Annotated in this window: 24 protein-coding genes, 1 tRNA gene and 1 other RNA gene; 20 read left to right on the forward strand and 6 right to left on the reverse strand. The window is 40.0% G+C overall.

What is annotated here, in order from left to right; all coding sequences use genetic code 11:
• Positions 1-12: 12 nt before the first annotated feature.
• The 4 genes from rapZ to PB1_RS09195 are packed head-to-tail and all read left to right on the forward strand — an operon-like array spanning position 13 to position 3,177.
• Entirely contained in the window at positions 13-906 is an 894-nt protein-coding gene (gene rapZ / locus PB1_RS09180) for an RNase adapter RapZ (RefSeq protein ID WP_003352075.1), read from the forward strand.
• Positions 903-1,889: a gluconeogenesis factor YvcK family protein gene (locus PB1_RS09185; protein ID WP_003352077.1), complete on the forward strand. Its 987-nt coding sequence runs from the start codon at positions 903-905 to the stop codon at positions 1,887-1,889. Before rapZ ends, PB1_RS09185 begins: the two co-directional genes overlap by 4 nt.
• 37 nt (positions 1,890-1,926) lie before the next feature.
• On the forward strand, positions 1,927-2,877 hold the full coding sequence (gene whiA, locus PB1_RS09190; protein WP_003352078.1) for a DNA-binding protein WhiA: 951 nt from the start codon (positions 1,927-1,929) through the stop codon (positions 2,875-2,877).
• A gap of 42 nt (positions 2,878-2,919) precedes the next feature.
• Positions 2,920-3,177, forward strand: coding sequence for an HPr family phosphocarrier protein (locus PB1_RS09195; protein ID WP_003352081.1), 258 nt, complete (start codon positions 2,920-2,922; stop codon positions 3,175-3,177).
• A 239-nt stretch (positions 3,178-3,416) separates the two neighbouring features.
• Here PB1_RS09195 and clpP read toward each other — a convergent pair whose 3' ends face one another.
• Complete coding sequence (gene clpP, locus PB1_RS09200; protein ID WP_003352083.1) at positions 3,417-4,022, reverse strand: ATP-dependent Clp endopeptidase proteolytic subunit ClpP; 606 nt, start codon at positions 4,020-4,022, stop codon at positions 3,417-3,419.
• A 290-nt stretch (positions 4,023-4,312) separates the two neighbouring features.
• Between clpP and PB1_RS09205 the strand changes: the two genes are divergently transcribed.
• The 14 genes from PB1_RS09205 to ssrA all read left to right on the forward strand — a co-directional run bounded on the left by PB1_RS09205 (position 4,313) and on the right by ssrA (position 18,314).
• Positions 4,313-4,384: transfer RNA gene (locus PB1_RS09205), tRNA-Arg, on the forward strand.
• Positions 4,385-4,623: 239 nt separating this feature from the next.
• Entirely contained in the window at positions 4,624-5,955 is a 1,332-nt protein-coding gene (gene rpoN, locus PB1_RS09210) for an RNA polymerase factor sigma-54 (RefSeq protein WP_003352084.1), read from the forward strand.
• Positions 5,956-5,970: 15 nt separating this feature from the next.
• The gene (locus PB1_RS09215) at positions 5,971-6,222 is read left to right on the forward strand and encodes a glutaredoxin family protein (protein WP_003352085.1); all 252 of its coding nucleotides are present in this window, start codon (positions 5,971-5,973) and stop codon (positions 6,220-6,222) included.
• Between the two features lie 129 nt (positions 6,223-6,351).
• A complete protein-coding gene (locus PB1_RS09220) occupies positions 6,352-7,383 on the forward strand; it encodes a sugar-binding transcriptional regulator (RefSeq protein ID WP_003352086.1) in 1,032 nt (343 codons plus the stop codon).
• Between the two features lie 44 nt (positions 7,384-7,427).
• Entirely contained in the window at positions 7,428-8,435 is a 1,008-nt protein-coding gene (gene gap / locus PB1_RS09225) for a type I glyceraldehyde-3-phosphate dehydrogenase (RefSeq protein ID WP_003352088.1), read from the forward strand.
• Positions 8,436-8,586: 151 nt separating this feature from the next.
• A complete protein-coding gene (locus PB1_RS09230) occupies positions 8,587-9,771 on the forward strand; it encodes a phosphoglycerate kinase (RefSeq protein ID WP_003352089.1) in 1,185 nt (394 codons plus the stop codon).
• A 271-nt stretch (positions 9,772-10,042) separates the two neighbouring features.
• Positions 10,043-10,804 (forward strand): triose-phosphate isomerase, encoded by a 762-nt coding sequence (tpiA, locus tag PB1_RS09235; protein ID WP_003352090.1) that lies wholly within the window; start codon positions 10,043-10,045, stop codon positions 10,802-10,804.
• Positions 10,797-12,332, forward strand: coding sequence for a 2,3-bisphosphoglycerate-independent phosphoglycerate mutase (gene gpmI, locus PB1_RS09240; RefSeq protein WP_003352091.1), 1,536 nt, complete (start codon positions 10,797-10,799; stop codon positions 12,330-12,332). The genes tpiA and gpmI overlap by 8 nt, the downstream gene beginning before the upstream one ends.
• Before the next feature lie 21 nt (positions 12,333-12,353).
• Positions 12,354-13,652 carry a phosphopyruvate hydratase gene (gene eno, locus PB1_RS09245; RefSeq protein ID WP_003352092.1) on the forward strand — a complete coding sequence of 433 codons (1,299 nt, stop codon included), beginning with the start codon at positions 12,354-12,356 and terminating at the stop codon, positions 13,650-13,652.
• Positions 13,653-13,780: 128 nt separating this feature from the next.
• Positions 13,781-14,014 carry a preprotein translocase subunit SecG gene (secG, locus tag PB1_RS09250; protein ID WP_003352093.1) on the forward strand — a complete coding sequence of 78 codons (234 nt, stop codon included), beginning with the start codon at positions 13,781-13,783 and terminating at the stop codon, positions 14,012-14,014.
• Positions 14,015-14,161: 147 nt separating this feature from the next.
• Entirely contained in the window at positions 14,162-14,908 is a 747-nt protein-coding gene (locus tag PB1_RS09255) for an alpha/beta hydrolase (RefSeq protein WP_003352094.1), read from the forward strand.
• A 32-nt stretch (positions 14,909-14,940) separates the two neighbouring features.
• A complete protein-coding gene (rnr, locus tag PB1_RS09260) occupies positions 14,941-17,262 on the forward strand; it encodes a ribonuclease R (RefSeq protein WP_003352095.1) in 2,322 nt (773 codons plus the stop codon).
• Positions 17,263-17,358: 96 nt separating this feature from the next.
• Positions 17,359-17,826 (forward strand): SsrA-binding protein SmpB, encoded by a 468-nt coding sequence (gene smpB / locus PB1_RS09265; RefSeq protein WP_003352096.1) that lies wholly within the window; start codon positions 17,359-17,361, stop codon positions 17,824-17,826.
• Between the two features lie 135 nt (positions 17,827-17,961).
• Positions 17,962-18,314, forward strand: a transfer-messenger RNA (tmRNA) gene (gene ssrA, locus PB1_RS16960).
• A 146-nt stretch (positions 18,315-18,460) separates the two neighbouring features.
• Here ssrA and PB1_RS09270 read toward each other — a convergent pair.
• The 5 genes from PB1_RS09270 to PB1_RS09290 form a co-directional block, all read right to left on the reverse strand.
• Positions 18,461-19,495, reverse strand: a complete 1,035-nt coding sequence (locus PB1_RS09270; protein ID WP_003352098.1) for a YheC/YheD family endospore coat-associated protein — start codon at positions 19,493-19,495, stop codon at positions 18,461-18,463.
• Between the two features lie 101 nt (positions 19,496-19,596).
• Entirely contained in the window at positions 19,597-20,817 is a 1,221-nt protein-coding gene (locus PB1_RS09275; RefSeq protein WP_003352099.1) for an ATP-grasp domain-containing protein, read from the reverse strand.
• A 670-nt stretch (positions 20,818-21,487) separates the two neighbouring features.
• Positions 21,488-22,441 (reverse strand): LLM class oxidoreductase, encoded by a 954-nt coding sequence (locus tag PB1_RS09280; protein ID WP_003352100.1) that lies wholly within the window; start codon positions 22,439-22,441, stop codon positions 21,488-21,490.
• A gap of 81 nt (positions 22,442-22,522) precedes the next feature.
• A complete protein-coding gene (gene mnmA, locus PB1_RS09285; RefSeq protein ID WP_003352101.1) occupies positions 22,523-23,635 on the reverse strand; it encodes a tRNA 2-thiouridine(34) synthase MnmA in 1,113 nt (370 codons plus the stop codon).
• Between the two features lie 52 nt (positions 23,636-23,687).
• Positions 23,688-24,098 carry an RrF2 family transcriptional regulator gene (locus PB1_RS09290; protein WP_003352102.1) on the reverse strand — a complete coding sequence of 137 codons (411 nt, stop codon included), beginning with the start codon at positions 24,096-24,098 and terminating at the stop codon, positions 23,688-23,690.
• 226 nt (positions 24,099-24,324) lie between these two features.
• Here PB1_RS09290 and nadE point away from each other — a divergent pair, with 226 nt between their 5' ends.
• Together nadE and PB1_RS09300 are read left to right on the forward strand one after the other, a co-directional pair.
• Positions 24,325-25,146 (forward strand): ammonia-dependent NAD(+) synthetase, encoded by an 822-nt coding sequence (gene nadE / locus PB1_RS09295; RefSeq protein ID WP_003352104.1) that lies wholly within the window; start codon positions 24,325-24,327, stop codon positions 25,144-25,146.
• A gap of 365 nt (positions 25,147-25,511) precedes the next feature.
• A complete protein-coding gene (locus PB1_RS09300) occupies positions 25,512-26,453 on the forward strand; it encodes a manganese-dependent inorganic pyrophosphatase (RefSeq protein WP_003352105.1) in 942 nt (313 codons plus the stop codon).
• Positions 26,454-26,483: the final 30 nt, after the last annotated feature.

Genomic DNA, 26,483 nt, shown 5'->3' on the forward strand with positions numbered 1-26,483 from the left:
GGGGGAGAAAATATGAGTACCGGTGCGTCAAACGATATCCAAATGGTCATTATTACAGGAATGTCAGGAGCAGGAAAAACAGTTGCGATTCAAAGCTTTGAAGATCTTGGTTTCTTCTGTGTCGACAATTTGCCCCCGACATTACTGCCTAAATTCCTGGAACTAATGAAAGAGTCAGGGAATAAGATGAATAAAGTGGCGCTGGTGATGGATTTAAGAGGAAGAGAGTTCTTTGACCATCTTTTTAAAGCGCTCGATGATCTGGCTGAAACATCCTGGGTCACTCCGCAAATTCTGTTCCTTGATGCCGACGATTCTACATTAGTAAGGCGCTATAAAGAAACAAGGCGATCCCATCCGCTTGCTCCTTCCGGACTTCCCCTTGAAGGTATTAAGCTGGAACGGAATTTGTTAGAAGAATTAAAAGGCCGGGCTCAAATAATATATAATACATCTCAAATGAAGCCGCGGGAGCTTCGCGAGAAAATCTTGAACGAGTTTTCTGCAAATAAAAAGACGATCTTTACGGTAAATGTCATTTCTTTTGGCTTTAAACATGGACTTCCGATTGATGCAGATCTTGTATTTGATGTCCGCTTTTTGCCAAATCCACATTATATTGAACATATGAGGCCAAAAACAGGGCTTGACGAAGATGTCTCCAGCTATGTTCTCAAATGGAGTGAAACGCAAAAGTTTTTAGAAAAAGTAACAGAATTGCTCAGTTTTATGCTTCCTCAATATAAGCGTGAAGGAAAAGCGCAGCTTGTTGTGGCCGTTGGCTGCACCGGCGGGCAGCATCGATCGGTTGCAATAGCAGAATATATTGGACAATATTTTGAAAAAGATTACAATACACGCATTACGCACCGAGACATTGATATGAGAAAGGATAAAATTACATGATCAAGAATAGACAGCCCAGAATCGTCATCATCGGCGGAGGAACAGGCCTGCCGGTTCTTTTGCGCGGATTAAAACAATATCCCGTTGATATAACGGCAATTGTCACGGTCGCGGATGACGGAGGGAGTTCCGGACGTATCAGAGATGACATGCATATTCCACCGCCGGGTGATATAAGGAACGTACTTGCGGCCCTATCAGACGTTGAGCCGCTTATTGAGAAAATGTTCCAGCATCGTTTTAACACATCAAATGAGCTTTCCGGACATTCACTTGGAAATTTAATCATTGCTGCGATGACATCCATTACAGGCAATTTTGTACATGCTATTCAAGTAATGAGCAAAGTATTAAATGTTCGCGGAAAAGTGTTGCCGGCAGCCAATCAAAGCGTTGTCTTGCATGCCGAGATGGAAGACGGAACAATTGTTTCGGGGGAATCAAAAATCCCGTTTTCAGGTAAACGGATTAAAAGGGTTTTCTTAACGCCGGAAAATATAAGACCGCTTCCGGAAACGATTCAAGCAATAAGGCAGGCTGACATGATCATTATTGGACCTGGTAGCTTATATACAAGCATTCTGCCAAACTTGCTTGTTCCGGAGCTAGGCGATGAAGTATGCCGATCAAAAGGGAAAAAAGTTTATATTTGCAATCTTATGACCCAGGCGGGCGAAACGCATGACTTTACGGCAAGCGACCATGTAAAAGCAATATATGAGCACATGAATTGCTCTTTTATTGATACAATTCTTGTGAACAATGAAGATATTCCAATTCATATACAAAAACGATATAAAGAAGAACTTGCACAGCCGGTCCGCTATGATTTGCAAAAATTGTATGAACTTGGATTGGAAGTTGTGTACGGTAAAATTGTAAGCATTGATAACGGAGCCATTCGCCATGACACGAAAAGAGTGGCAGAAATATTATATTCAATATTAATAGATGAAACTAAAAAGAGAATTAATGCGTATTAGATAATGCAAAAGTTTGTCTGAACTGGAGGTGAAGGGGATGTCTTTCGCTTCGGAAACGAAAAAAGAATTAACCAATCTTGAAATAAAGGATTGCTGCGCAAAAGCGGAGCTGTCTGCGTTAATTCGAATGAATGGATCACTTTCTTTTTCAAATCGAAAGCTCGTAGTTGATATTCAAACAGAAAATGCAGCGATCGCAAGAAGAATTTATATATTAATCAAACGAAGCTACAATGTTCAAATCGAACTTCTTGTCCGCAAGAAAATGCGCTTGAAAAAGAATAATGTATATATTGTCCGGCTATCGGACAAAGCAAAGGACATAATAGAAGATTTAAAAATATTAGGAGAAGGCTTTACATTTGTTCATGATATATCCGAAGAACTTGTAAAAAAGAAATGTTGTAAGCGCTCTTATCTGAGAGGGGCTTTCCTTGCCGGAGGATCGGTAAATAATCCTGAGACCTCTTCCTACCACCTCGAAATCTTTTCATTATATAAAGAACATAGTGACTCATTATCTGAACTGATGAATACGTTTAACCTTAACAGCAAAACACTTGAACGCAAAAAAGGATTTATTACGTATTTAAAAGAAGCAGAAAAAATTACGGAATTTCTGAACATTATCGGTGCCCATAATGCCTTATTGCGATTCGAGGATATCCGGATCGTCCGGGATATGAGAAATTCGGTGAACCGTCTCGTCAATTGTGAAACAGCCAACTTAAATAAAACAATCGGAGCCGCTCTTCGGCAAGTGGAAAATATTCGTTACATTGACCAAACAGTCGGGCTTCATGTGTTGCCTGCAAAATTAAGAGAAATAGCTGAACTTCGGATTGCCCATCAAGATATAACGCTTAAGGAATTAGGAGAAATGGTCTCAGGCGGAGCAATCAGTAAATCGGGCATAAATCACCGGTTAAGAAAAATCGATGAAATCGCCGAAAAATTGCGTGCGGGTGAGCCGATTTCCAAATTGTAAAGGGCCAGGCCCCCGACACTTAATCATAAGGGAGGATTTGTAATGGTGGAGAAACAGGTGAAAGTCATGTTGAGAACGGGCTTGCAAGCGCGCCCTGCAGCGCTGTTCGTTCAAAAAGCAAATCGTTTTTCATCAGATATATATTTGGAGAAAGACGGGAAAAAGGTGAATGCTAAAAGCATCATGGGACTGATGAGCCTTGCAGTAAGCAACGGAGCTGTTGTTACTCTTATTGTTGACGGCAGTGACGAACAGGAAGCCATTAAAGAGCTGACCAACTATATTCAGCAAGAAGAATGAAAAAGAGGCTGTCTCAAACCTCTATGGCATATCAGCCACCGCGATAGATGGGTCTTTTAGGTAAGACACAGTATAAAAAGCCTAAGGGTCAGACCCCATAACACAATATATAGGACATAATGTTGCATAAATGTGCTATATATTGATAAATGTACATGGGGTCAGACCCTTATGAGACAGCTTTTTTTCGTTTTGCAAAGCTTCAGCGCCCGGCTCAGCAGTTGCTTCCGCTGCTCATATTATTTTTTGCTTTTATCCTCAAGAGAATTTCTTGAAATGATGTGGTCAACTAACCCATATTCAAGCGCCTGTTGGGCAGTCATGAAGTTATCGCGGTCAGTATCTTTTGCGATGACTTCAACCGGCTGTCCAGTACGTTCTGAAAGAATTTTATTTAACTTGTCACGAAGGAACAAGATCCGTTTTGCTGCGATTTCAATTTCTGTTGCCTGCCCTTGGGCACCGCCAAGCGGCTGATGGATCATAACTTCACTGTTTGGCAGAGCATAACGCTTTCCTTTCGTACCTGCTGCCAATAAGAAAGCACCCATGGAAGCAGCCATTCCGATACAAATCGTTTGAACGTCCGGCTTAATAAATTGCATTGTATCGTAGATGGCCATACCTGCAGTAATGCTACCGCCGGGGCTGTTGATATAGATGGAGATATCTTTTTCAGGGTTTTCAGCTTCAAGGAACAACAGCTGGGCAACAATTGAGTTTGCCACATAATCATCAATCGGGGTTCCAAGCATAATAATACGGTCTTTTAAAAGGCGGGAGTAAATGTCATATGCACGCTCTCCCCTGTTTGTTTGCTCAATAACTGTAGGAATTAAATTCATACTTGCTCTTCCTCCTTTATAATCTCTCTATGACATACATTTCTGTTCAAGGTTCTTCCAACAGAAGAAATAGTATGTATTGTTATCATACATTAATGGTCAATAAAGGTCAAACACTTCGCATTCACATCTTTGCAGAATCATTCGACAGACTTCTCTTAAATATCCTCCGTATTCCATCATATCCAGTGTATGACTTTTTAAACACAATCTGTACTTGCAAAGTATGAAAACATGTCATATAATATGTAATCGTAACGCCAAAGAAAACGACAAATCTTAATATTTCTGCCCTCGTGGTGCAACGGATAGCACGCAAGATTCCGGTTCTTGAAATGTGGGTTCGATTCCTGCCGAGGGCGCTGGCAAACCTCTTTCTTGATTTGGGAAAGGGGTTTTTGTTTTTTGCAGAATCGTTAAAAAGGGTTTTAATTTCCTCAAATTAGTATGTCCAAAAAAGTGTTTTATTTTTTTCATACTACATATGCCCTCTATATAATAAAATAAGAGTAGAGTGAAAAGTTCAATGAAAATCCAGTTTTTGTAACCGTTTTCAAAAAGAAATGGATAAATTGGGCCGCAATCTTGGAGGGGGATGAGCATGAATTTACAAGCCGGGCTTTGGCAACAGCAAACGATGAAATTGACATTGACGCAAGAGCTTGCACAGGCCATTGCACTGTTACAATATTCTGCCTATGAACTTTCGGCTTTTCTTGAATCTAAAGCAATGGAAAATCCCCTTATTCAAATAGAAGACAACAACATTAGATCGATAGATCCACGGGTTGACAAGTGGAATCCGAAGCGGAAAAAAATAGACAAAGACGAAAAAAACTGGATAGAGCAAATAGGAGAAAATGTTGTTACGCTTGATGAAATATTGTTTTCACAGTTAAACATGAAAGAAGTGGCTCCAAGTCAGAAAAAGGTTATCAGCTATCTTATTCAATGCATTGATGAAAACGGTTACTTAAGGGCGGATTTGGAAGAAGTATCGGTGCGCTTTCAAATTTCTTCCGAAGAAGTGCAATTTTGTGTTAATCTATTACAAGAACTAGAGCCTTACGGAATCGGAGCCAGATCATTAAGAGAATGCCTTCTCATTCAGCTTAGGAAGAAAGAACAAAGAGATCTATTAGCCGAAAAAATTGTAGATGAATATTTTCTAATGTTTACAGATAAGAAATGGAAGGATTTAGCGAAGAAACTTGAAGTTGATATAAACGATATTCAAAGAGTGTTTGATTGCTTGCAATCGTTAAATCCGAGACCGGGTGCGATCTTCCATTATGAAAAGCCGGCTTATGTTATTCCTGATGTGATTATTGGACGGGAAGGGCATAAATTTACCGTTAAGGTTTTTGATGATGCAATGCCAAAAGTTCGCTTTAATGAAAAGTATTATAAAAAAATGTTTGCCTATAAGAACCCCGAAGTAAGCCGTTTTCTTCAAGAAAAGCAGCAGGATTATCAATGGATTATGAAAAGCCTTGAGCAAAGAAAAGAAACGCTCATAAAGGTAGCCTTAAAAATTACAGAAAGGCAGCAGGATTTTTTTCGTAAAGGACCACAGTTTTTAAAACCGATGACAATGAGGGATCTTTCTGATGAGCTTGGAATTCATGAATCAACGGTTAGCAGGGCTGTTCGTGGAAAATTTGTTCAAACACCATACGGGACGTTAGAATTAAAATCGTTCTTTACGAGTACGGTACAGTCCGTTTCAAATGAAAATACATCGTCGAACCAAGTGAAGAACCTCATTTCACAATATATTGAGGAAGAAAATAAACAAAATCCACTTTCAGACCAGGAAATCACCCGAATGTTAGAAAACAGGGAGGGGATTATCGTTTCCCGACGGACAGTTGCGAAATATCGGGACCAACTCGGAATTCCTTCTTCAACCAAAAGGAAAAGGTATGAATAGAAAAGGAGAATCATTGTGCAAAAAATTGTCTTTTATACGAGAAAAAAATGCCCGTTATGTGACAAAGCAAAACGTGTTTTGCAGGAGATTCAAAATGAGTATCCGTTCGAACTTGAGGAAGTGGATATTGAAGAAAGCGATGCCTTGACTGAAAAATACGGCCTTATGATCCCTGTCGTTGAAATTGCCGGAGAAGCAGTTCAATATGGGCATGTAGATAAAATGTTCATAATTAACCGTTTACAAGAAAAAACTTTAGATTTATAAGTTGAATTCGCTTTTTGCTCCTGTTAAAATGAAAATGAATCAGGGATGATTTTTTTTGCAAAAATCGGGACATAATTTGTCACACCGGGACATTTAATGACCAACATATAAACAAAGGAGAGTGTCCCCATGGACTCTTTGCTTGATATTCAGAAAAGACTTTTGCCGGACCTTCTCAATGTTATGCAAAAGCGATACCATATCCTGCATTATATAAATTTGATGCAGCCTGTCGGCAGGAGAAGCCTGGCAATAAGCCTTGGGATGACAGAACGGGTTCTGCGCTCAGAAGTTGAGTTTTTGAAAGACCAAAACTTAATTTCCATAACCGGTGTTGGAATGAGTTTGACCGCTGATGGAAAAAATCTTCTTGAGAAACTTGAAAGCATCATGAGAGGGGTAATAGGTATTGACAAACTTGAGAAACAGTTGCAACACCAGTTAAAGATCCGAAAAGTAGTGATCGTTTCCGGGGACAGCGACCAATCTCCATGGGTCAAAACCGAACTTGGACGGGCTTGTGCGAATTGCATGAGAAAATTGATCGAAGGAAAGAATATCATCGCAGTAACCGGAGGAACAACTATGGCGACAGTTGCTGACATGCTGACGCCTGACTTTGGCGAAAAAGACATTTTGTTTGTGCCTGCGCGCGGAGGAATTGGCGAAGATGTAAAAAACCAAGCCAACACCATTTGCGCAAAAATGGCAGAGAATACAGGCACAAGGCACCGTGTTTTATACGTCCCTGATCAAGTTAGCGAAGAAATGTATATTTCTATTATGAAAGATCCTTTAATTAATGAAGTGCTCGGTTTGATAAAATCGGCCAACATGGTATTGCATGGAATTGGAGACGCTATTACAATGGCGGAACGCCGCAAAACGAGTGAACAAGATTTACAATTAATTAAACAGAGGAAAGCGGTTGGAGAGGCTTTCGGCTATTATTTTAATGAGGCCGGAGAGGTTGTCCATAAAGTATCAACAATTGGATTGCAGCTTGCTGATTTATCAAAAGTTGATAATGTAATCGCAGTTGCGGGCGGAGCTTCAAAGGCAAAAGCAATTCGTGCTTACATGAAACAAGCGCCGTCATCGACGATCTTAATTACTGATGAAGGGGTCGCAAAACAGTTGGTACAAGAGTTAAACCCATAATATATAAAAATATCATCCTTACCAATTTATTAGGAGGAAAAATCATGGCAGTAAAAGTTGGTATTAATGGTTTTGGAAGAATTGGACGTATGGTTTTTCGTGCGGCATTAAATAACCCTAACGTTGAGGTGGTTGCTGTTAACGATCTAACAGATGCAAATATGCTTGCACACCTTTTAAAATATGATTCCGTACACGGAAGACTGGATCAAGAAGTATCTGTAGACGGAGACTATTTAGTAGTCGGCGGCAAAAAAGTAAAGGTACTGGCTGAGCGCGACCCTGCTCAACTTGGCTGGGGAGACTTGGGCGTTGAAGTAGTAGTGGAATCTACTGGACGTTTTAGAAAACGAACTGATGCTGCAAAACATTTAGAAGCAGGTGCGAAAAAAGTGATCATCTCTGCTCCGGCTTCTGATGAAGATATCACTATTGTTATGGGAGTAAACCATGACATATACGACCCGGCAAATCATCATATCATTTCTAATGCTTCTTGTACAACAAATAGCTTGGCGCCGTTAGCAAAAGTGCTGCATGATAAATTCGGAATTAAACGCGGAATGATGACAACCGCCCACTCTTATACAAATGACCAGCAAATCCTTGATCTGCCGCACTCAGACTATCGCCGTGCCCGTGCAGCAGCTGAAAACATCATTCCGACAACGACAGGTGCTGCAAAAGCTGTATCACTTGTATTGCCTGAATTAAAAGGAAAATTAAACGGCGGAGCAATTCGTGTTCCTACACCTAACGTTTCTTTAGTTGACTTAGTTGCTGAACTAGAAACAGATGTAACAGTGGAAGATGTTAATGCAGTTTTAAAAGAAGCAGCTGAAGGTGAATTAAAAGGAATTCTTGGGTACAGCGAAGAGCCGCTTGTATCCAGCGACTATAAGGGAAACACAAATTCATCAACAATCGATGCCCTTTCTACAATGGTTATGGAAAGCCGCATGGTAAAAGTTATTTCTTGGTACGATAACGAAACAGGATATTCATACCGTATAGTGGATCTTATTGATTACATTGGACAAAAAGGACTTTAATCGCTAAACATTTTTAATTCATTTACAAGGATTTATTGAATTTTTGTACTGCAAACTGCTATATTGTAAATGGGTGTACAAGGGGAGCGGGGATCATTCCCCTCTCTCTTTTTTTGCGATTTAATTTGATCCTAAAGGAGGTCCTTTTGCGATGAACAAAAAGTCCGTAAAAGATGTGGACGTAAAAGGAAAACGAGTGTTTTGCCGAGTTGATTTTAACGTGCCTATGAAAGATGGGCAAATAACTGATGAAACGAGAATCCGTGCTGCTTTGCCTACGATTCAATATTTAATCGAGCAAGGAGCAAAGATCGTGCTGGCATCCCATCTTGGCCGTCCAAAAGGCAAGGTAAATGAAGAAATGCGTTTAACACCTGTGGCCAAACGGTTGTCTGAATTGCTTCGAAAAGAAGTAAAGAAAACAGATGAGGCTTACGGTGACACAGTAAAATCTGTGATTGACAGCATGAACGAAGGCGATGTACTCTTACTGGAAAACGTTCGATTCTATCCGGGTGAAGAGAAAAATGACCCTGAACTTGCCAAAGCCTTTGCGGAATTGGCAGATGTATATGTGAATGACGCGTTCGGAGCTGCGCATCGAGCCCATGCTTCAACAGAAGGAATTGCCCATTATCTGCCTGCCGTATCCGGATTCCTTATGGAAAAAGAGATTGAAGTACTTGGGAAAGCACTTTCGAATCCAGATCGTCCTTTTACGGCAATCATTGGCGGTGCAAAGGTAAAAGATAAAATCGGCGTTATTGAAAACTTGTTGGAAAAAGTAGATAACCTTATTATCGGCGGCGGATTAGCTTACACATTTGTAAAAGCGAAGGGACATGAGATTGGAAAATCGCTGTTGGAAGAAGATAAAATTGAGCTTGCTAAATCGTTTATGGAAAAAGCAGAGAAAAAGGGCGTTAACTTCTATATGCCTGTAGATGCAGTCATTGCTGACAATTTTTCAGCAGATGCTAATACAAAAGTGGTGCCGATTGAAGAAATTTCATCTGACTGGGAAGCACTTGATATCGGTCCTAAAACGAGAGAAATTTATAAAGACGTTATACAAAAGTCGAAACTCGTCATTTGGAACGGTCCGATGGGAGTATTTGAGATTGACAAGTTTGCAGAAGGAACAAAAGCTGTAGCAAAAGCCCTTGCTGAAGCAAAAGATACATATTCGGTGATCGGCGGCGGAGATTCAGCTGCGGCGGTTGAAAAATTTGGCCTTGCTGATAAAATGAGCCACATCTCTACCGGCGGAGGGGCATCCCTTGAGTTTATGGAAGGGAAACAACTTCCTGGTGTTGTTGCTTTAAATGATAAATAGTCCTGCGCCAGGAATAGTGTTATTACTGGCAAAAAAAGAGGTCTGGCCTCAAATTCTATGATATACCGGCTGAAAACAGGTGTCTTACATCAAAATTCGTAATATAACGTCTAAAAAAAAGGTGTCTAACCGCTGAAATTTGTGTTTTAACCGCCGAAAAAAGGTGTCTAAACGCCAAAAATCGTGTTATCACCGCCCATAATAGACTTGTAACCTCCTAAAATTCAATTCATTGCATCAGAAAAAATCAATTAGAAAGGATGTGCCAAGCATGCGCAAGCCCATTATTGCAGGGAACTGGAAAATGCATAAAACATTAGCGGAAGCGAAAGCTTTTATTGAAGAGGTAAAAGGGCTCGTTCCGGCAAAAGATAAAGTGGATTCCGTCGTTTGTGCCCCCGCTTTATTTTTGGAACGCCTTGTAGAATCGACTAAAAATTCTGATTTAGCAATTGGCGCACAAAATATGCACTTTGAAGAGAGCGGAGCATTTACCGGTGAAATAAGCCCGAAAGCGATCTCTGACATTGGAGTCCAATATGTCATTATCGGACATTCCGAGCGCAGGGAAATGTTCAATGAAACCGATGAATCTGTCAACAAAAAAACATTGGCAGCATTTCAACATCATCTGATCCCGATTGTTTGCGTTGGTGAAACGCTTGAACAGCGCGAAAACGGCCAAACAAATGAGTTAGTAGAATACCAGGTGCAGAAAGCACTGAACGGTTTAACAGAAGAACAAGTTAAACAAACAGTGATTGCTTATGAACCAATCTGGGCGATTGGAACAGGAAAATCATCGACTGCGGAAGATGCCAATGAAGTTTGTGGACATATTCGCAAGACGATTGCAGATAAGTTTTCACCTGAAACTGCGGATGCAGTCCGTATACAATACGGCGGAAGTGTAAAACCGGACAACATTAAAGATTTCATGGACCAGCCGGAAATTGACGGAGCGTTAGTCGGCGGAGCAAGCCTTGAGCCTCAATCATTCCTGCAATTATTGGAGGCAGGTTTAAATGAGTAAAGCCCCTGTTGCATTGATTATCTTAGATGGCTTTGCTCTTCGGGAGGAAAAGGAAGGGAATGCTGTTGCCCAAGCCAATAAGCCGAATTTTGACCGTTATTGGAATACGTATCCTCATACAAAGCTGAAAGCTTCCGGGGAAGCAGTCGGGCTTCCAGAAGGACAGATGGGGAATTCAGAAGTAGGTCACTTAAATATCGGCGCCGGCCGAATTGTTTATCAAAGTCTTACGAGAGTAAACATTGCCATTCGTGAAGGCGAATTTGAGAAAAATGAAACGTTCTTGGATGCGATTCGCCACGTAAAAGAAAATGGCACAAGCCTGCATCTGTTTGGCCTTCTATCTGACGGAGGCGTTCATAGCCACATTGACCATTTGTTTGCGCTTCTTCGTCTGGCCGCACAGGAAGGTGTTAATAATGTGTTCGTTCATGCATTTTTGGACGGACGGGATGTCGGTCCGCAAACAGCGCAAAAATATATTAAAGAAACGCTGGAAAAAATGAAGGAGTACGGCGTCGGTGAATTTGCAACAATTTCCGGCCGCTATTATTCAATGGACCGGGACAACCGCTGGGAACGCGTTGAAAAATCATACAGAGCGATGGTATATGGTGAAGGTCCTGCTTACTCAGATCCGTTAGAGCTTATTGAGGATTCTTATAAGAACGGAATCTTTGATGAATTTGTCATTCCGTCAGTGTTGACAAAGCCGAACGGAGAGCCGGTGGCAACGATAAAAGATAAAGATGCAATCATTTTTTATAACTTCCGGCCTGACCGCGCAATCCAGATTTCAAATACGTTCACGAACAAGGATTTCCGCTCGTTTGACAGAGGACCGAAGCATCCGAAAAACCTTCATTTTGTCTGCTTGACCCATTTTAGTGAAACGGTTGAAGGATATGTGGCATTTAAGCCAACGAACCTTGACAACACTCTTGGTGAAGTCATCTCCCAAAACGGGTTAAAGCAGCTGCGCATTGCGGAAACGGAGAAATATCCTCATGTTACATTCTTTATGAGCGGAGGACGCGAAGTTCAATTCCCGGGAGAAGAAAGAATTTTAATTAATTCTCCGAAAGTTGCAACCTATGACTTAAAACCGGAAATGAGCGCTTATGAAGTAACCGATGCACTTATAAAAGAAATTGAAGCAGATAAATTTGATGCAATTATTTTAAACTATGCAAATCCGGATATGGTCGGGCATTCCGGCATGCTTGAACCGACAATTAAAGCAGTAGAGGCAGTTGATGAATGTCTCGGCCGTGTAGTCGACCTGATTATCCAAAAAGGCGGAACAGCCATTATAACTGCCGACCATGGAAATGCGGATGAAGTGGTAACATTGGAAGGCAAGCCAATGACAGCCCATACGACAAATCCGGTTCCTGTCATTGTGACGAAAAAAGGAATTGAGCTCCGTGACGGCGGAATTCTTGGCGATCTCGCCCCAACGGTTCTTGATTTGTTGAATTTGGAAAAATCGGTTGAAATGACCGGAACATCATTAATTAAAAAATAACCATTAAAGGAGAGATTTTACATGCCAATTATTGCAGATGTATATGCTCGTGAAGTGTTAGACTCCCGAGGTAATCCAACGGTTGAAGTTGAAGTATTTACTGAATCAGGCGCATTCGGCCGCGCTTTAGTTCCAAGCGGCGCCTCCACTGGCGAATATGAAGCAGTGGAACTTCGCGATGGCGACAACGGCCGTTATCTTGGAAAAGGTGTGTTAAAAGCAGTTGAGAATGTGAATGAGATTATCGCTCCAAAGCTTGTTGGCGAAGAATTCAACGTACTTGATCAAGTGTCCATTGATAAAGCTTTAATTGAACTTGATGGAACTGAAAACAAAAGCAAACTTGGCGCGAATGCGATTTTAGGCGTGTCCATGGCTGTTGCCCATGCTGCTGCAAACTATTTAGATATTCCGCTTTATCAATATCTTGGCGGATTTAATGCGAAACAGCTTCCTGTTCCAATGATGAACATTTTAAACGGCGGCGCCCATGCTGATAATAACGTAGACATTCAAGAATTCATGGTTATGCCGGTTGGTGCTGAAAGCTTTAAGGAAGCACTTCGCATGGGTGCAGAAATTTTCCACAGCCTGAAAGCTGTATTAAAAGCAAAAGGCTTAAACACTGCAGTTGGTGACGAAGGCGGATTTGCGCCAAACCTGAAATCAAATGAAGAAGCACTGCAAACGATCATTGAAGCCATTGAAAAAGCCGACTACAAACCTGGCGAGCAAGTAATGCTTGCAATGGACGTAGCTTCCTCCGAACTTTACAACAAAGAAGACGGCAAGTACCATCTTGAAGGAGAAGGTGTTGTAAAAACTTCGGAAGAAATGGTTGCATGGTATGATGAGCTTGTTTCAAAATATCCAATCATTTCGATTGAAGACGGCCTTGATGAAAACGACTGGGAAGGCCATAAGCTGTTGACGGAGCGCATTGGCAAAAAAGTTCAGCTTGTCGGGGACGATTTGTTCGTAACGAATACGAAGAAACTTGCGCAAGGCATTGAAAAAGGCGTAGGAAACTCTATTCTTATTAAAGTAAACCAAATCGGTACTTTAACGGAAACATTCGACGCAATTGAAATGGCGAAACGCGCCGGCTACACAGCGGTTATTTCCCATCGTTCCGGTGAAACAGAAGACAGCACGATCGCTGATATTGCTGTTGCAACGAACGCCGGACAAATCAAAACGGGTGCACCTTCCCGTACAGACCGCGTTGCAAAATACAATCAATTACTTAGAATTGAAGACCAATTGGCAGATACTGCTCAATATTTGGGAATAAAATCTTTCTATAACTTAAAGAAATAATTTCTGATAGGAAAGTGCCGGCCGGCGAGCCGGCGCTTTTTCTATATTGAATCAAGCTATTGTTAATAATAAGGAAATATGATACATTAGAAATACTGTGTATGTTCGTTTTACGGGAGGTGGACTTCTTGCACGCAGTATTAATCACACTATTAGTTATTGTAAGCATCGCCCTTATTATTGTCGTTCTTCTTCAATCTGGTAAAAGCGCAGGCTTGTCCGGTGCGATTTCCGGAGGCGCAGAACATTTATTTGGGAAGCAAAAAGCACGCGGAATCGATTTAGTGCTCCACCGCATTACGATTGTATTAGCTGTTCTGTTTTTCGTATTGTCAATCGCTGTAACCTATTTTCAATTGTAGTGATAGAGAATCCTGGCCGCTGCGGGTCAGGTTTTTTTGTGCTTACTATTCGTCAATGCTTATTTCGGGATTATTAAGAATAAAAAAAGATATTTTTTCACTATAATAAGAAATTAATCAAAGGTATAAAAAAGGAGTTTTAGATAAATGAAAATCAAAATGCCGCAGCCGTTTACGTTTGAAGGGGGAAAACGGGCCGTCCTATTATTGCACGGATTCACCGGGAATTCCGCAGATGTCCGCATGCTCGGCCGTTTTCTTGAAAAAAAAGGATATACATGCCATGCGCCTCATTATAAAGGCCACGGCGTTCCTCCAGAAGAATTGGTTCATACAGGACCGGAAGACTGGTGGAAAGACGTGCTGGAGGGATATGAATTTTTGAAAAAACGTGGTCATGATGAAATCGCAGTTGCCGGTTTGTCGCTAGGAGGGGTTTTTTCGTTAAAATTGGGTTACACTCAGCCTGTAAAGGGAATTATACCGATGTGTGCACCCATGTATATTAAAAGTGAAGAAGTGATGTATAAAGGAGTTTTAGAGTATGCCCGCGAATTTAAAAAGCGGGAGGGAAAATCGGAAGAAGAAATTGAACAGGAAATGGCCGAGTTTGCGAAAACACCAATGAAAACATTAAAATCCTTGCAGGAATTGATTGCGGATGTAAGGAATCATGTTGATATGATTTATGCACCAACCTTTGTTGTACAGGGGCGCCATGACAAGATGATTAATACTGACAGCGCCAATATCATCTACAACAAAATCCAATCAGATGTCAAAAAGATTAAGTGGTATGAAGAATCCGGCCATGTCATAACACTTGATAAAGAGAAAGACCAGCTGCACGAAGATGTTTATCAGTTTTTAGAACAGCTAAATTGGCAAGAATAAATAAAAACTTGTTTGCAAGGGAGGGAAACAAGATGGAAGAATCGATTCAGAAGCATATCGACAGGCTGCTGCAATATATGAAAGATGAGGCCTATAAGCCATTGACGGTACAGGAGCTCGAGCAAGCCTTTGGCATCGAAGATTCAACAACATTTAAAGAATTCGTCAAGGCGCTTGTCATCATGGAAGAAAAAGGCCTCGTTGTCAGGACGCGAAGCAACCGCTATGGATTACCGGAGAAGATGAATCTTATCCGCGGTAAACTAACGGGGCATGCAAAAGGGTTTGCCTTTGTTATCCCGGAAGAACCCGGCATGGATGATATTTTTATTCCGCCGAACGAAACGAATAATGCCATGCATGGCGATACCGTGCTCGTCCGTATTTCAACGGAAAGCAGCGGACAAAGAAGAGAAGGGACGGTTGTCCGGGTTATTGAAAGAGGAACCCAACAAATTGTCGGAACATATTCTGAGAGCAACCATTTTGGATTTGTTATTCCGGATGATAAAAAGTTTGCAAGCGATATTTTTATCCCGAAATCGGCTTCTAAAGGTGCGGTGGAAGGCCATAAGGTAGTAGTGAAGCTGACGACGTATCCTGAAGGAAGGAAAAGTGCAGAAGGGGAAGTTATTAAAATTCTTGGCCATAAAAATGACCCGGGTGTTGACATTCTTTCCGTCATTCATAAGTACGGATTGCCTCTTTCGTTTCCTGAAGAAGTGCTTCAGCAGGCAAACGAAACACCGGATACGATTAATGAGAGCGAAATTGCCAATCGGCGCGACCTCCGCGATGAAATGATTGTCACGATTGACGGCGTAGATGCGAAGGATTTGGATGACGCTGTTACAGTTACTAAACTTGAAAACGGCAACTATAAGCTAGGCGTTCATATTGCGGATGTCAGCTATTATGTGCGGGAAGGCACGCCAATTGACAGGGAAGCGGGAGAAAGAGGTACAAGCGTTTATTTAGTAGACCGGGTAATACCAATGATTCCCCACCGCTTATCAAATGGAATCTGCTCGTTAAATCCAAAAGTCGACAGGCTGACTCTTTCATGTATTATGGAAATTAATGCTGACGGGGAAGTCGTGAACCACGAAATTTTTCAAAGCGTCATCAAAACAACTGAGCGGATGACCTACCACGATGTAAACAAAATTCTTGTTGATAAGGATGAAGAACTTCGACAGCGTTATGAGCCACTAGTTCCAATGTTTGAAATGATGGAGGAATTAGCCTCTATATTACGGAACAAACGGATGAAGCGGGGAGCCATCGATTTTGATTTTAAAGAGGCAAAGGTTATTGTCGATGAAGAAGGCAAGCCGACTGATGTTGTGATAAGAGAACGCTCTGTTGCCGAGCGCCTGATTGAAGAATTTATGTTAGCGGCCAATGAGACTGTTGCCGAGCATTTTCACTGGCTTGATGTTCCGTTTATCTACCGGATCCATGAAGATCCGAAAGAAGATAAACTTAGACGATTCTTTGAATTTATTACAAACTTTGGTTATATTGTAAAAGGAACAGCAAATCATGTACACCCGAGAGCTCTTCAGGAAATTATTGAAGAGGTTCAAGGAAAGCCTGAAGAAATGGTTGTCTCAACAGTGATGCTTCGGTCGATGCAGCAAGCAAAATATAAGCCTGAAAACCTCGGCCACTTCGGACTATCAACTGATTTTTACACTCATTTCACATCGCCGATCCGCCGGTATCCGGACTTAATTGTCCATCGATTAATTCGGACATATTTAATTGAAGGAAAAATGGATCCGGCAACAAGGGAAAAATGGAATGCAAGGCTTCCGGATATTGCGGAACACTCTTCTAACATGGAGCGAAGAGCAGTTGACGCAGAACGGGAAACAGATGAGCTGAAAAAAGCTGAATATATGGAAGATAAAATCGGCCAAGAATTTGATGGGATTATCAGTTCAGTTACAAACTTCGGGATGTTTGTGGAGCTTCCGAATACGATCGAAGGGCTTGTACACGTCAGTTATATGACAGACGACTATTACCGCTATGATGAGCGCCATTATGCAATGATCGGCGAGCGGACCGGAAACGTATTCCGAATTGGCGACGAAATTACTGTTCGTGTCATTCATGTGAACAAAGATGAACGGTCCATTGACTTTGAAATCGTGGGCATGAAAGGGACGCGCCGCCGTGAACGGAATGAAACACCGCGTGTTTTCAAAGCAGGCAACGGATCGAAAAAACCGCGTAAAGGCAAAGCAGAGGAGAATTCGAAGCAGTCGAAAAAAGGGAAAAAGAATAAAAAGTTTTATGAAAACGCCCCAAAAGCAAAGCGGGATAAAAAGAAAAAACGGCGTTAACTTGAGAGCCTATAATCGGGCTCTCTTTTCCCTTCTTTCATTGTGACAAGCCTTAAATTTTGATAAAATGGAGCAAGATATGAAGGGGGAAACTGTATGCCAAAGGGCGAAGGAAAGACAATTGCGCAAAACAAAAAAGCCTACCATGATTATTTTATCGAAGACACATATGAAGCAGGAATCGTCCTTCAAGGTACAGAAATTAAGTCTATTCGCGCCGGGCGTGTGAATTTAAAGGATTCGTATGCCCGGATTCATAAAGGTGAGATGTTTTTATACAATATGCATGTCAGTCCATATGATCAGGGAAACCGTTACAACCATGATCCTCTCCGGACTCGCAAACTCTTGCTTCATAAAAGAGAGATCAACAAATTAATCGGGGAAACAAAAGAGGCAGGATACGCATTAGTTCCTTTGAAGCTGTATTTGAAAAATGGCTATGCAAAAATATTGATCGGACTTGCAAAAGGGAAGAAAAAATACGACAAGCGCGAAGACTTGAAAAAGAAAGAAGCAAAGCGTGAAATTGAGCGGGCCTTCCGCGAACGACAGAAAATGTAGTGGAAATACATTACAATTGAAAATGCGATGAAATATGCTATAATAATAATTGTCACTTGAGGTGACAGGAAACTTTGGCTCATCTATCACATATTTCCGAACGTCAACCGGCGGAATTTCCGCTTTTATGAACATGGGGACGCTACGGATTCGACAGGGGTAGGTCGAGCTTAAGTTGCGAGTCGAGGGGATCGGCCTCGTAAAAACGTCAAAGCCAATAACTGGCAACCAAAAATTAGCTTTAGCTGCCTAATATAGCGCAGCTGTTCGCCCCTCCATCGCCCATGTGGTAGGGTAGCGGACTCAAACTTAGTGGGCTACGCCGGATTCCGCCGCCTGAGGATGAAGGAAGAGAACAACTAGGCTAGCTGCCCGGACGCCTGTCGGTAGGCATAAGGGACAGCGAAGCGCAAATATACCGACTACACTCGTAGAAGCTTAAGTGCCGATATCTCTGGACGTGGGTTCGACTCCCACCGTCTCCACCATACATAAGGTGGATCAGATCAGACCAGCGTTTGCTGGTCTTTTTTGTGTGAATACCCCCCTCATTCCAATTTAATTCAAGTAAAAGGGAGCTATTGACACTCCCTTTTATTAAAAATTTCATAGTAATCGAAAAGGAGTGACATTACTATTTTTTATTGTTTTTATCAGCTAAATATTTAGCATATTGAATCGTATTTCTAGCTACATCTAGTTCAAGGTTAAATATATTGGGCGGACCTGGTCTCCAATTTACTTCAAACAGCCACAATTTTTGGTTTGTATCAATTCCAACATCAATTCCTAATTCATCAAGCGATTCGCCGTCATATAAAGAATCAAAATGGTTGGAAAAACTTATCGCAAAGTGTTCAAGATACCTTTTTATATCATACCAGGAGACATCAAACTCTGATTTTAAAAAAACATCCAGATAAGTGCTGTAACCACCGCTGCGCATATTTGATGTAATGCTCCCCAATCGTCCTATTCTTGGATAAATGGAAGTAATGACCCATTTTCCTTCTCCATTTTTTTGTACATGCAGCCGGAAATCATAAACATGGCCAGATTTCAATTGACATGAAATGAACTTTTGAACTAAGTAATCTTGTTCTTGTATTTTATGAGATATTAAGTTAAGCAATTGTTTTTCATTAATAAAAGAGATTTCCCCTCCTTCATTAATTTTATATTGTTCTATTCCAGCCTTTTCAATATAAATGATGTCCCCGCCTTGATGTCCGGACAACGGTTTAATAATAACTTTTGCATATCGTTTCATCATGTCAAAAAAATGCTGAACGTCAGTTAATTCATGAAAAGGAATAAGGTATTGTTCAAATTTTTTTGCTTGTTTAATCCTGTTATATACACTTAATTTATCCCCAATCGAATGACTTGTAAAAGGAATTCTGTCGTGCAAATAATCAAAGATTTGTTCAGCTCTATCACTTACAGGATAACTCGCATTATAAATGACATCAGGAAAAGGAAATTCCTTTTCAATCCACTCGCCATTTTCATAAGTTTTTCCTAAAATTGTATGATTTTCTATATTTACTTTCCCTGGGGTAAAGTAAAAAAAGTTTACACCTTCAGCTTTTGCCACAACGGCATAAGCATATGCTTTCTTTACTTTTCTTGGATCTGCTCGATGATGAAGCATGCCAATTAGAGTCATGATGCTTCCATTCCACCTCTCATTATTTTGTACAATCGTTGAATGTTCGCTATTAACTAACTTTGGATCGATAGGCAGCCACGAATTGCCGCTCCAAATTTTTAGATTGGATCAAGATGGAAGTGTATTTCTTTTGCTGCTTCCTTGGCGATTCTTTTTGCTTCTTCTTTAACATCTGATGAGGCTAAAACGTATGCATAACGATCCCCCATTGATAAAGGTGGGCGCAGTATCATTCCTTTCCTGGGTTTTATATAAACCTCCTCTACCCCAGGATATTGAGAACAGCGTTTTTTTCCTGTCACTTTAATTAATTTTCCTTTAGAATTAATTGTTTTATAATGGCAGTACACATACTTATTTTGTTTTTTAATGAGACATGGCTCATTTCCTAAAAACAACTGAATGGTTTCCTCTACTAAATTTATTCCGTATGCAGTTTCAATGATTCGATTCATCGCACCACCTGAAATTCTCGGGTTAATCTCAATTAATTTCCATGTTCCTTGTACTAAGCGCATTTCCAGATGACAGGCACCATTTTTCATTTCAAAAGCCTGTAAGATGGAATTTACTGTATCAAAGATTTTATTGTAAAAGTCTTGATCGATATCTGCTAATAAACAATACCCTGTTACGATAAAACGTTTGGAAAACGTAATCTCTTGTTCGATTATTGCGATTATATGAACTTTTCCGTTGTGAACTAAAGCTTCAACTAAATATTGGGGTCCTGTTAAATACTCCTCTAGCAAAATTTGTGCATTTTCTTTTTTTGTTAGTAATTTTTGCATCGATCGTTTTAATTGGTTCTCGTCATTTGCCAGTAAAACATCTTTTGATCCGGTAGATAAAGGAGATTTTACAATAAGAGGTAAATATCTTTTTTGTTTAAGGATAAAGTCATCTAAAGAATCATCCGGTGAATAAATTGCAAAATGAGGGGAAAAAGGGAGATCCTTTAAAAGTTCACGAGTTAAAACTTTATCTTCCATTTTTCGAATCGGTTCAGCAGAGACAACACCAGGACAAAATTCTTCTGATAAGGCTGCTGCTACATGAACAAAAGGATCTATGAAACTCAAAATGCCTTTTATTTGTTTACCTTGTTTTAGTATTTTGATAATGTTTTCTTTTAATTGATCGTAATCAAATATTTTCACTAAAATCATTTGATGAACATCAGGAAATTCTGTTCTTTGATCAATAAATCTTCGTTTACCGGTTAATAATACAGTAAAAAAGCCAAGTCGTTCTGCTGCTTGGATTGCTTCTCTGCTAGACCCCGATTTATTAGTTTCAATAAAAACAATGGTATTCATAAGCTTATGTCATCCTATCTTCGATGATTTTTATTAATGATTTAGTTTCTTCTGTTGTATAATATAGTGACTGCTCAAAGGTTGTTCGTTATCTTTTAAGAAATTTATTAAATTAGGGTATTTAACTAATAGCTTTGTAAAAATTTTTAAAAACCACAAAAAAGTGTTTTAAAGGCTGTAATGTAGAAATGATAAATATATCATGAATTTTGATCTAACTATTATTCTTGTTAAAAAGGGGATTTCCCGAAACCAAAAGGATTTGCAGACGTGGAAACAGATATAAAATTAAAGAAAACAGACGAATCGCTGGCACAGGAAATCGGAAAGAGCTCTTCTTCGATATAGGGTTGGATCTGCTGTTTCCTCCTGCGCGGGGCTTGAAGAGGAATTAGGCGGGGATTCTTGCACATGTTGGATTAAATCGATAAGAAGGAATATATATGAATGACAAAACTTTTGTTGGGTCTCTAGAGTGAGAAATTAAAAATATTTTTTTAAAAAAATTAACGAAATTAAAGAGGCTGTCTCAAGAGGCTGTCTCAAAGCCTAAGGGTCAGACCTTTATGAGACAGCCTCTCTAAGGCATATATTTTTTCGATTCAGCAGCGATCTGCATGAACATCTATCATGTTGATCATGAAAGGTTTCTTGCAATAAGCTTAAATGGTTATTCATTTTTTTCTAAGGCAGGGAAGTGTGGAAGAACTTCTTCGCCTAATTCTTCAATCACTTCTTCAACAGGGCGTTGGCCGTATTTTAAATTAATGATGATATGATTTACGCCAACATTTCTAAGTGCTTCAAGAAATTCAATAAGGAAATTTCGTCCGATTCGGAAACCGAGATGGATCGGTATTGGTATATGATTTGGATCCTCTGTCAAGTCAATATAGAGAGATTGAGTAAATGGCTTAAATTCATCCGTATAAGATCGCCAATCTTGAATGAGTTCAGCTTGATAATTAATTGGCCGAGGATAGTAAATCCATCCATCACTGTTTTCTGCGATCCATTCCGGAGATTGAGAACTATGGCCTGTTACCATCACTGGGATGCTGGATAATTTCGGTTTAGGTAATAGGTCTCCATTCATAAGATCTACACGAGAAGAGTGAATTCTAGGGAAATTTTTCGCCCATATTTCCCTCATGACTGAGATAGAATCTCTAAATAATTCACTGCGATTATTCGAACTCACCGAAAAGGCAGGAAACTCAATTGGACGGTCGCCTGTTGCAACACCGAGAATAAGCCGTTCACCGGATAGCTTATCAATAGAAGCCGCTGCTTTTGCGACATGAAGCGGGTGACGCAAAGTCAAAATAATACTGGCAGTTCCTAATGCAATTTTCTCTGTGTTTGCGGCTACATATCCTAGATAAGCAAAAGGATCATACATTTGACCAACGTCACCGAAATTAGGATCGCGCAAAGGCACGTCCCTGACAAATAATGAAGCGAATTTTAGTTCTTCTGCTCTTTTCGCTAATTTCATTTGCTTTTCCAAGTTCATTTCCGGGACATCGCCCATATATGATTCAATAGGGAAAAACAGCCCTAAAGTTAATTTATTTTCCTGATACATAAGTGAAAATCCATTATGATTTTTAAATTTTTCCATCGTTGATCCCTCAATACCTTTCTATCATTATTATGGTTTATTACAAATTATTAACTCATCAGCATGCAATGGAATGATTTATTAAGCTACAACGGAGATTGACGCATCATTTTTCAATACGGTATCAATAATACCGCTGCCAAGACAAACATCTTGATCATAAAATACTGCTACTTGTCCCGGTGTAACAGCTTTTATCGGTTGTTCATATTCCACTAAAGCCGTTCTATCGGGCCGGACATGGACCTTTACCTTTTGGTCTTCTTGGCGATATCTGAATTTAGCAGTACATGAAAATGATCGCGGACTGTAATCTCCATTTATAAAACTAATGTTCGCAGCAATGATGCCATTTGAGTATAGAGCGGGATTATCTTTCCCTTGTGCTACAATTAATACGTTGTTGTCTAAATCCTTATCGACGACAAACCAAGGTTCGGGTGCACCTTTTCCTCCAATTCCAAGTCCTTTTCTTTGCCCGATTGTATAGTACATCAATCCATCATGCTGTCCTAACACTTCTCCAATGATCGAGCGAATTTCTCCTGGTTGTGCCGGCAGGAAGTTCTTTAAGAAACTTTTAAAATTTCTTTCTCCAATAAAACAGATTCCGGTACTGTCTTTTTTATTGGCGGTAGAAAGGTTTATTTCTTTAGCAATTTTTCGTACTTCGTCCTTCGTTAATTCTCCAAGCGGGAAAATGACTTTTGATAATTGTTCACCTGTTAATTGACTAAGAAAATAACTTTGATCTTTGTTTGAATCTTTTCCTCTTAATAAAGTTACTTCTCCATTTTCTCTGTTTACTCTTGCATAATGGCCGGTAGCAACATAATCTGCATCTAATGAAAGAGCGAAATCAATGAATGCTTTAAATTTAATTTCCGAATTGCACAAAACATCTGGATTCGGGGTTCTTCCCAATTTCAGCTCTTCCATAAAGTACGTAAAAACATGATCCCAATACTCTTTTTCAAAATTGACGCTGTAGTAAGGGATCCCTAATTGATTGGAGACAATTTTTACATCTTCAAAATCTTCAGCTGCCGTGCAAACACCGTCATCATTTTTGTCATCCCAATTTTTCATAAAGACACCGATAACTTCGTATCCTTCTTTTTTGAGAAGATATGCGGCTACAGATGAATCGACTCCGCCTGACATTCCCATTACGACTCTTTTCTTATTACTCATTGTTAACCTCCTTAACTGAAACTTTTTTTATTACAGTTTTTATTAAAAAAAATTATCTGTTGTTAATTTCCTTAATAATATCTTGTATCGTAATTCCTTTTAGATAATTTATCAAATGTTCCTCAGCATCTTTAAAAATGTTCAAAAGTATTGAGGATAAATTTTTTCCTACAATACAATTCTTATTTCCTTCGGGACATTTTGGCAAAAGGATGCCTTCACTCGTAATCATGAAAATTTTATCTAATGTAATATTTTCTGGTCTTTCTTTTAAAGAAAAACCTCCTTTTGCTCCTTCTTTTGAAACGATAATATTCTCTTTTCTAAGCAAACTCAAAATTTTCCTTAATCGTACAGGATGAACGGTTATACTTTGAGCAATATCTTCACTCGTCACTCTTTGTTCGAACCTTGTTGCCAAATAGGCTACGCAATGGACAGCAATAGAAAAATCACTATTCAATAATCTTACACCTTCTTCCCAAATGTAATAATAAATGTTACAGTTATAAATGTCAACAAACAATTCATCTGACATTTCGGCGATAAATGGAAACAAGCATTATCAACAAAAGGGCAGGCATATACTTTTTTATTCTTTTTTCCATAAAAGATTGTTCACGTTCATATTTTCAGAAAAGTCAAGAAAGGATATAATGATTAATAAAAGTGATAAAGAGGTGAGAAGGATGAGTTTGCAGAAACAGATTATCGAGGATTTACAAGTGAAGCCAGAGATTAATCCAAAAGAAGAAATCAGGGAAAGGATCGGCTTTTTAAAAGCCTATTTGAAAAAGACAGGAGCAAAAGGATTTGTTTTAGGAATCAGCGGAGGACAAGACTCAACGCTTGCCGGACGGCTTGCACAGCTTGCAGTGGAAGAATTGCGGCAAGAAGGCTATGAAGCCCGATTTATTGCCGTACGGCTTCCATATGGAGTCCAGATAGATGAGGAAGATGCCAAAGCTTCTTTAGATTTTATAAAAGCGGACCGTGAGTACGTTTTTAACATTAAAGAAGCAGTAGATGCGGCAAAAGCCGAGTATGACAGAATCACATCAGGAGAACCTTTAAGCGATTATCAAAAAGGCAACGTCAAAGCAAGAATGAGAATGATTGCGCAATATGCGATTGCCGGCGAGGAAGGATTCCTCGTCATTGGTACAGACCATGCTGCAGAAGCAGTGACCGGCTTTTTTACAAAATATGGAGACGGAGGAGCGGATGTTCTTCCGCTATATGGCTTAAACAAACGCCAGGGCAGAGCGTTATTAAAAGAACTTGGGGCTTCGGAACGAATATATCTAAAAGTCCCGACAGCAGACCTTTTAGATGAAAAACCGGGACAAGCAGACGAAACAGAGCTTGGGATTTCATATGATGAACTGGATGATTACCTCGAAGGAAAACCTGTATCAAAAGAAGTTGCGGAAAAGATTGAGCGCCGTTATTTAGTGACTGAGCATAAACGAAGACTTCCTGCAACAAAATTTGATTCATGGTGGAAATAGGCGAGTGATTTTTGGAAAAAGAAAAGCCTTAAGGTGCAAAAAAGTTAGCCCTTTTGGCTTTTTTTGTGGAAAAGGGGCGGAGCTGCGCTAACAAAAATAAAAATGCCAACTTGTTTGAGCAAAATAAATATGTTTAGCTTTGTAAATATTTAGAGGCCTGGCTTCGCTCACACCGCCTTATTATGTTGATTATGTTTTAAAAAGCAACCTATTTCAATGTTAGGGTTGGGAGTAAAAACTCATGAATGTTTTTTATGGAGTACAGTTTTAAAGAACAGTGCAGAAATGGTAAAATATCTTTTGGAAAGGAATCTCTCATTTATAAATTGAAAGAAATCTATCTCTATCAATGAAGGAGCAGGGAAATGGAAAAAGTATTTGTTTTCGGACACAAAAACCCAGACACAGATTCAATTTGTTCAGCAATTGCTTATGCTGAGCTGAAATCAAAATTAGGAATGAATGCAGTGCCTGTTCGATTAGGCGAAGTGAATGGAGAAACAAAATTTGCCCTTGATTATTTTAACGCCGAAGCGCCGCGGCTCGTGGAAAAGGTTTCGGATGAAGCAAGCAATGTTATTCTCGTTGACCATAATGAGCGCCAGCAAAGTGCAGATGATATCGATCAAGTTCGCATATTAGAAGTCATCGATCATCATCGAATTGCTAATTTTGAAACGAGTGATCCTTTATATTACCGTGCCGAGCCGGTAGGGTGTACGGCGACGATCTTAAAAAAATTATATAAGGAACAGGGCGTTGAGATTCGAAAAGAGATCGCCGGACTCATGCTTTCAGCGATCATTTCCGATTCTTTATTATTCAAATCTCCTACATGTACGGAAGAAGATGTAGCTGCTGCACGTGAACTTGCAGAGATTGCAGGTGTAGATCCTGAAAAGTTCGGTCTAGAAATGCTGAAAGCGGGCGCTGATTTGAGTGATAAGACGATTGAACAGCTGATTTCTCTTGACGCTAAGGAATTCCAAATGGGGCGCAGCAAGGTTGAAATCGCACAAGTAAATACCGTTGACCCTAAAGACGTGCTTGACCGCCAGGAAGAACTGGAAGCAGCCCTGTCACGAGTAATTGCTGATAAGGAATTGGATTTATTCTTATTTGTTGTTACAAATATCTTAACAAACGATTCAACAGCAGTAGCCCTGGGCCGCAAAGCGAATGCATTGGAACGGGCATATAATGTTACCCTTGAAAATAATACCGCTGTTCTTAAAGGCGTCGTTTCCCGTAAAAAACAAATTGTTCCTGTTTTAACAGATATCTTTAATGAAATGGATTCCGAGTAAAACATGAAATAAGGGGTTGACTAATAACAA

Origin of the sequence: Bacillus methanolicus PB1 (assembly GCF_000262755.1) — a bacterium.
Lineage (GTDB): Bacteria > Bacillota > Bacilli > Bacillales > Cytobacillaceae > Bacillus_Z > Bacillus_Z methanolicus.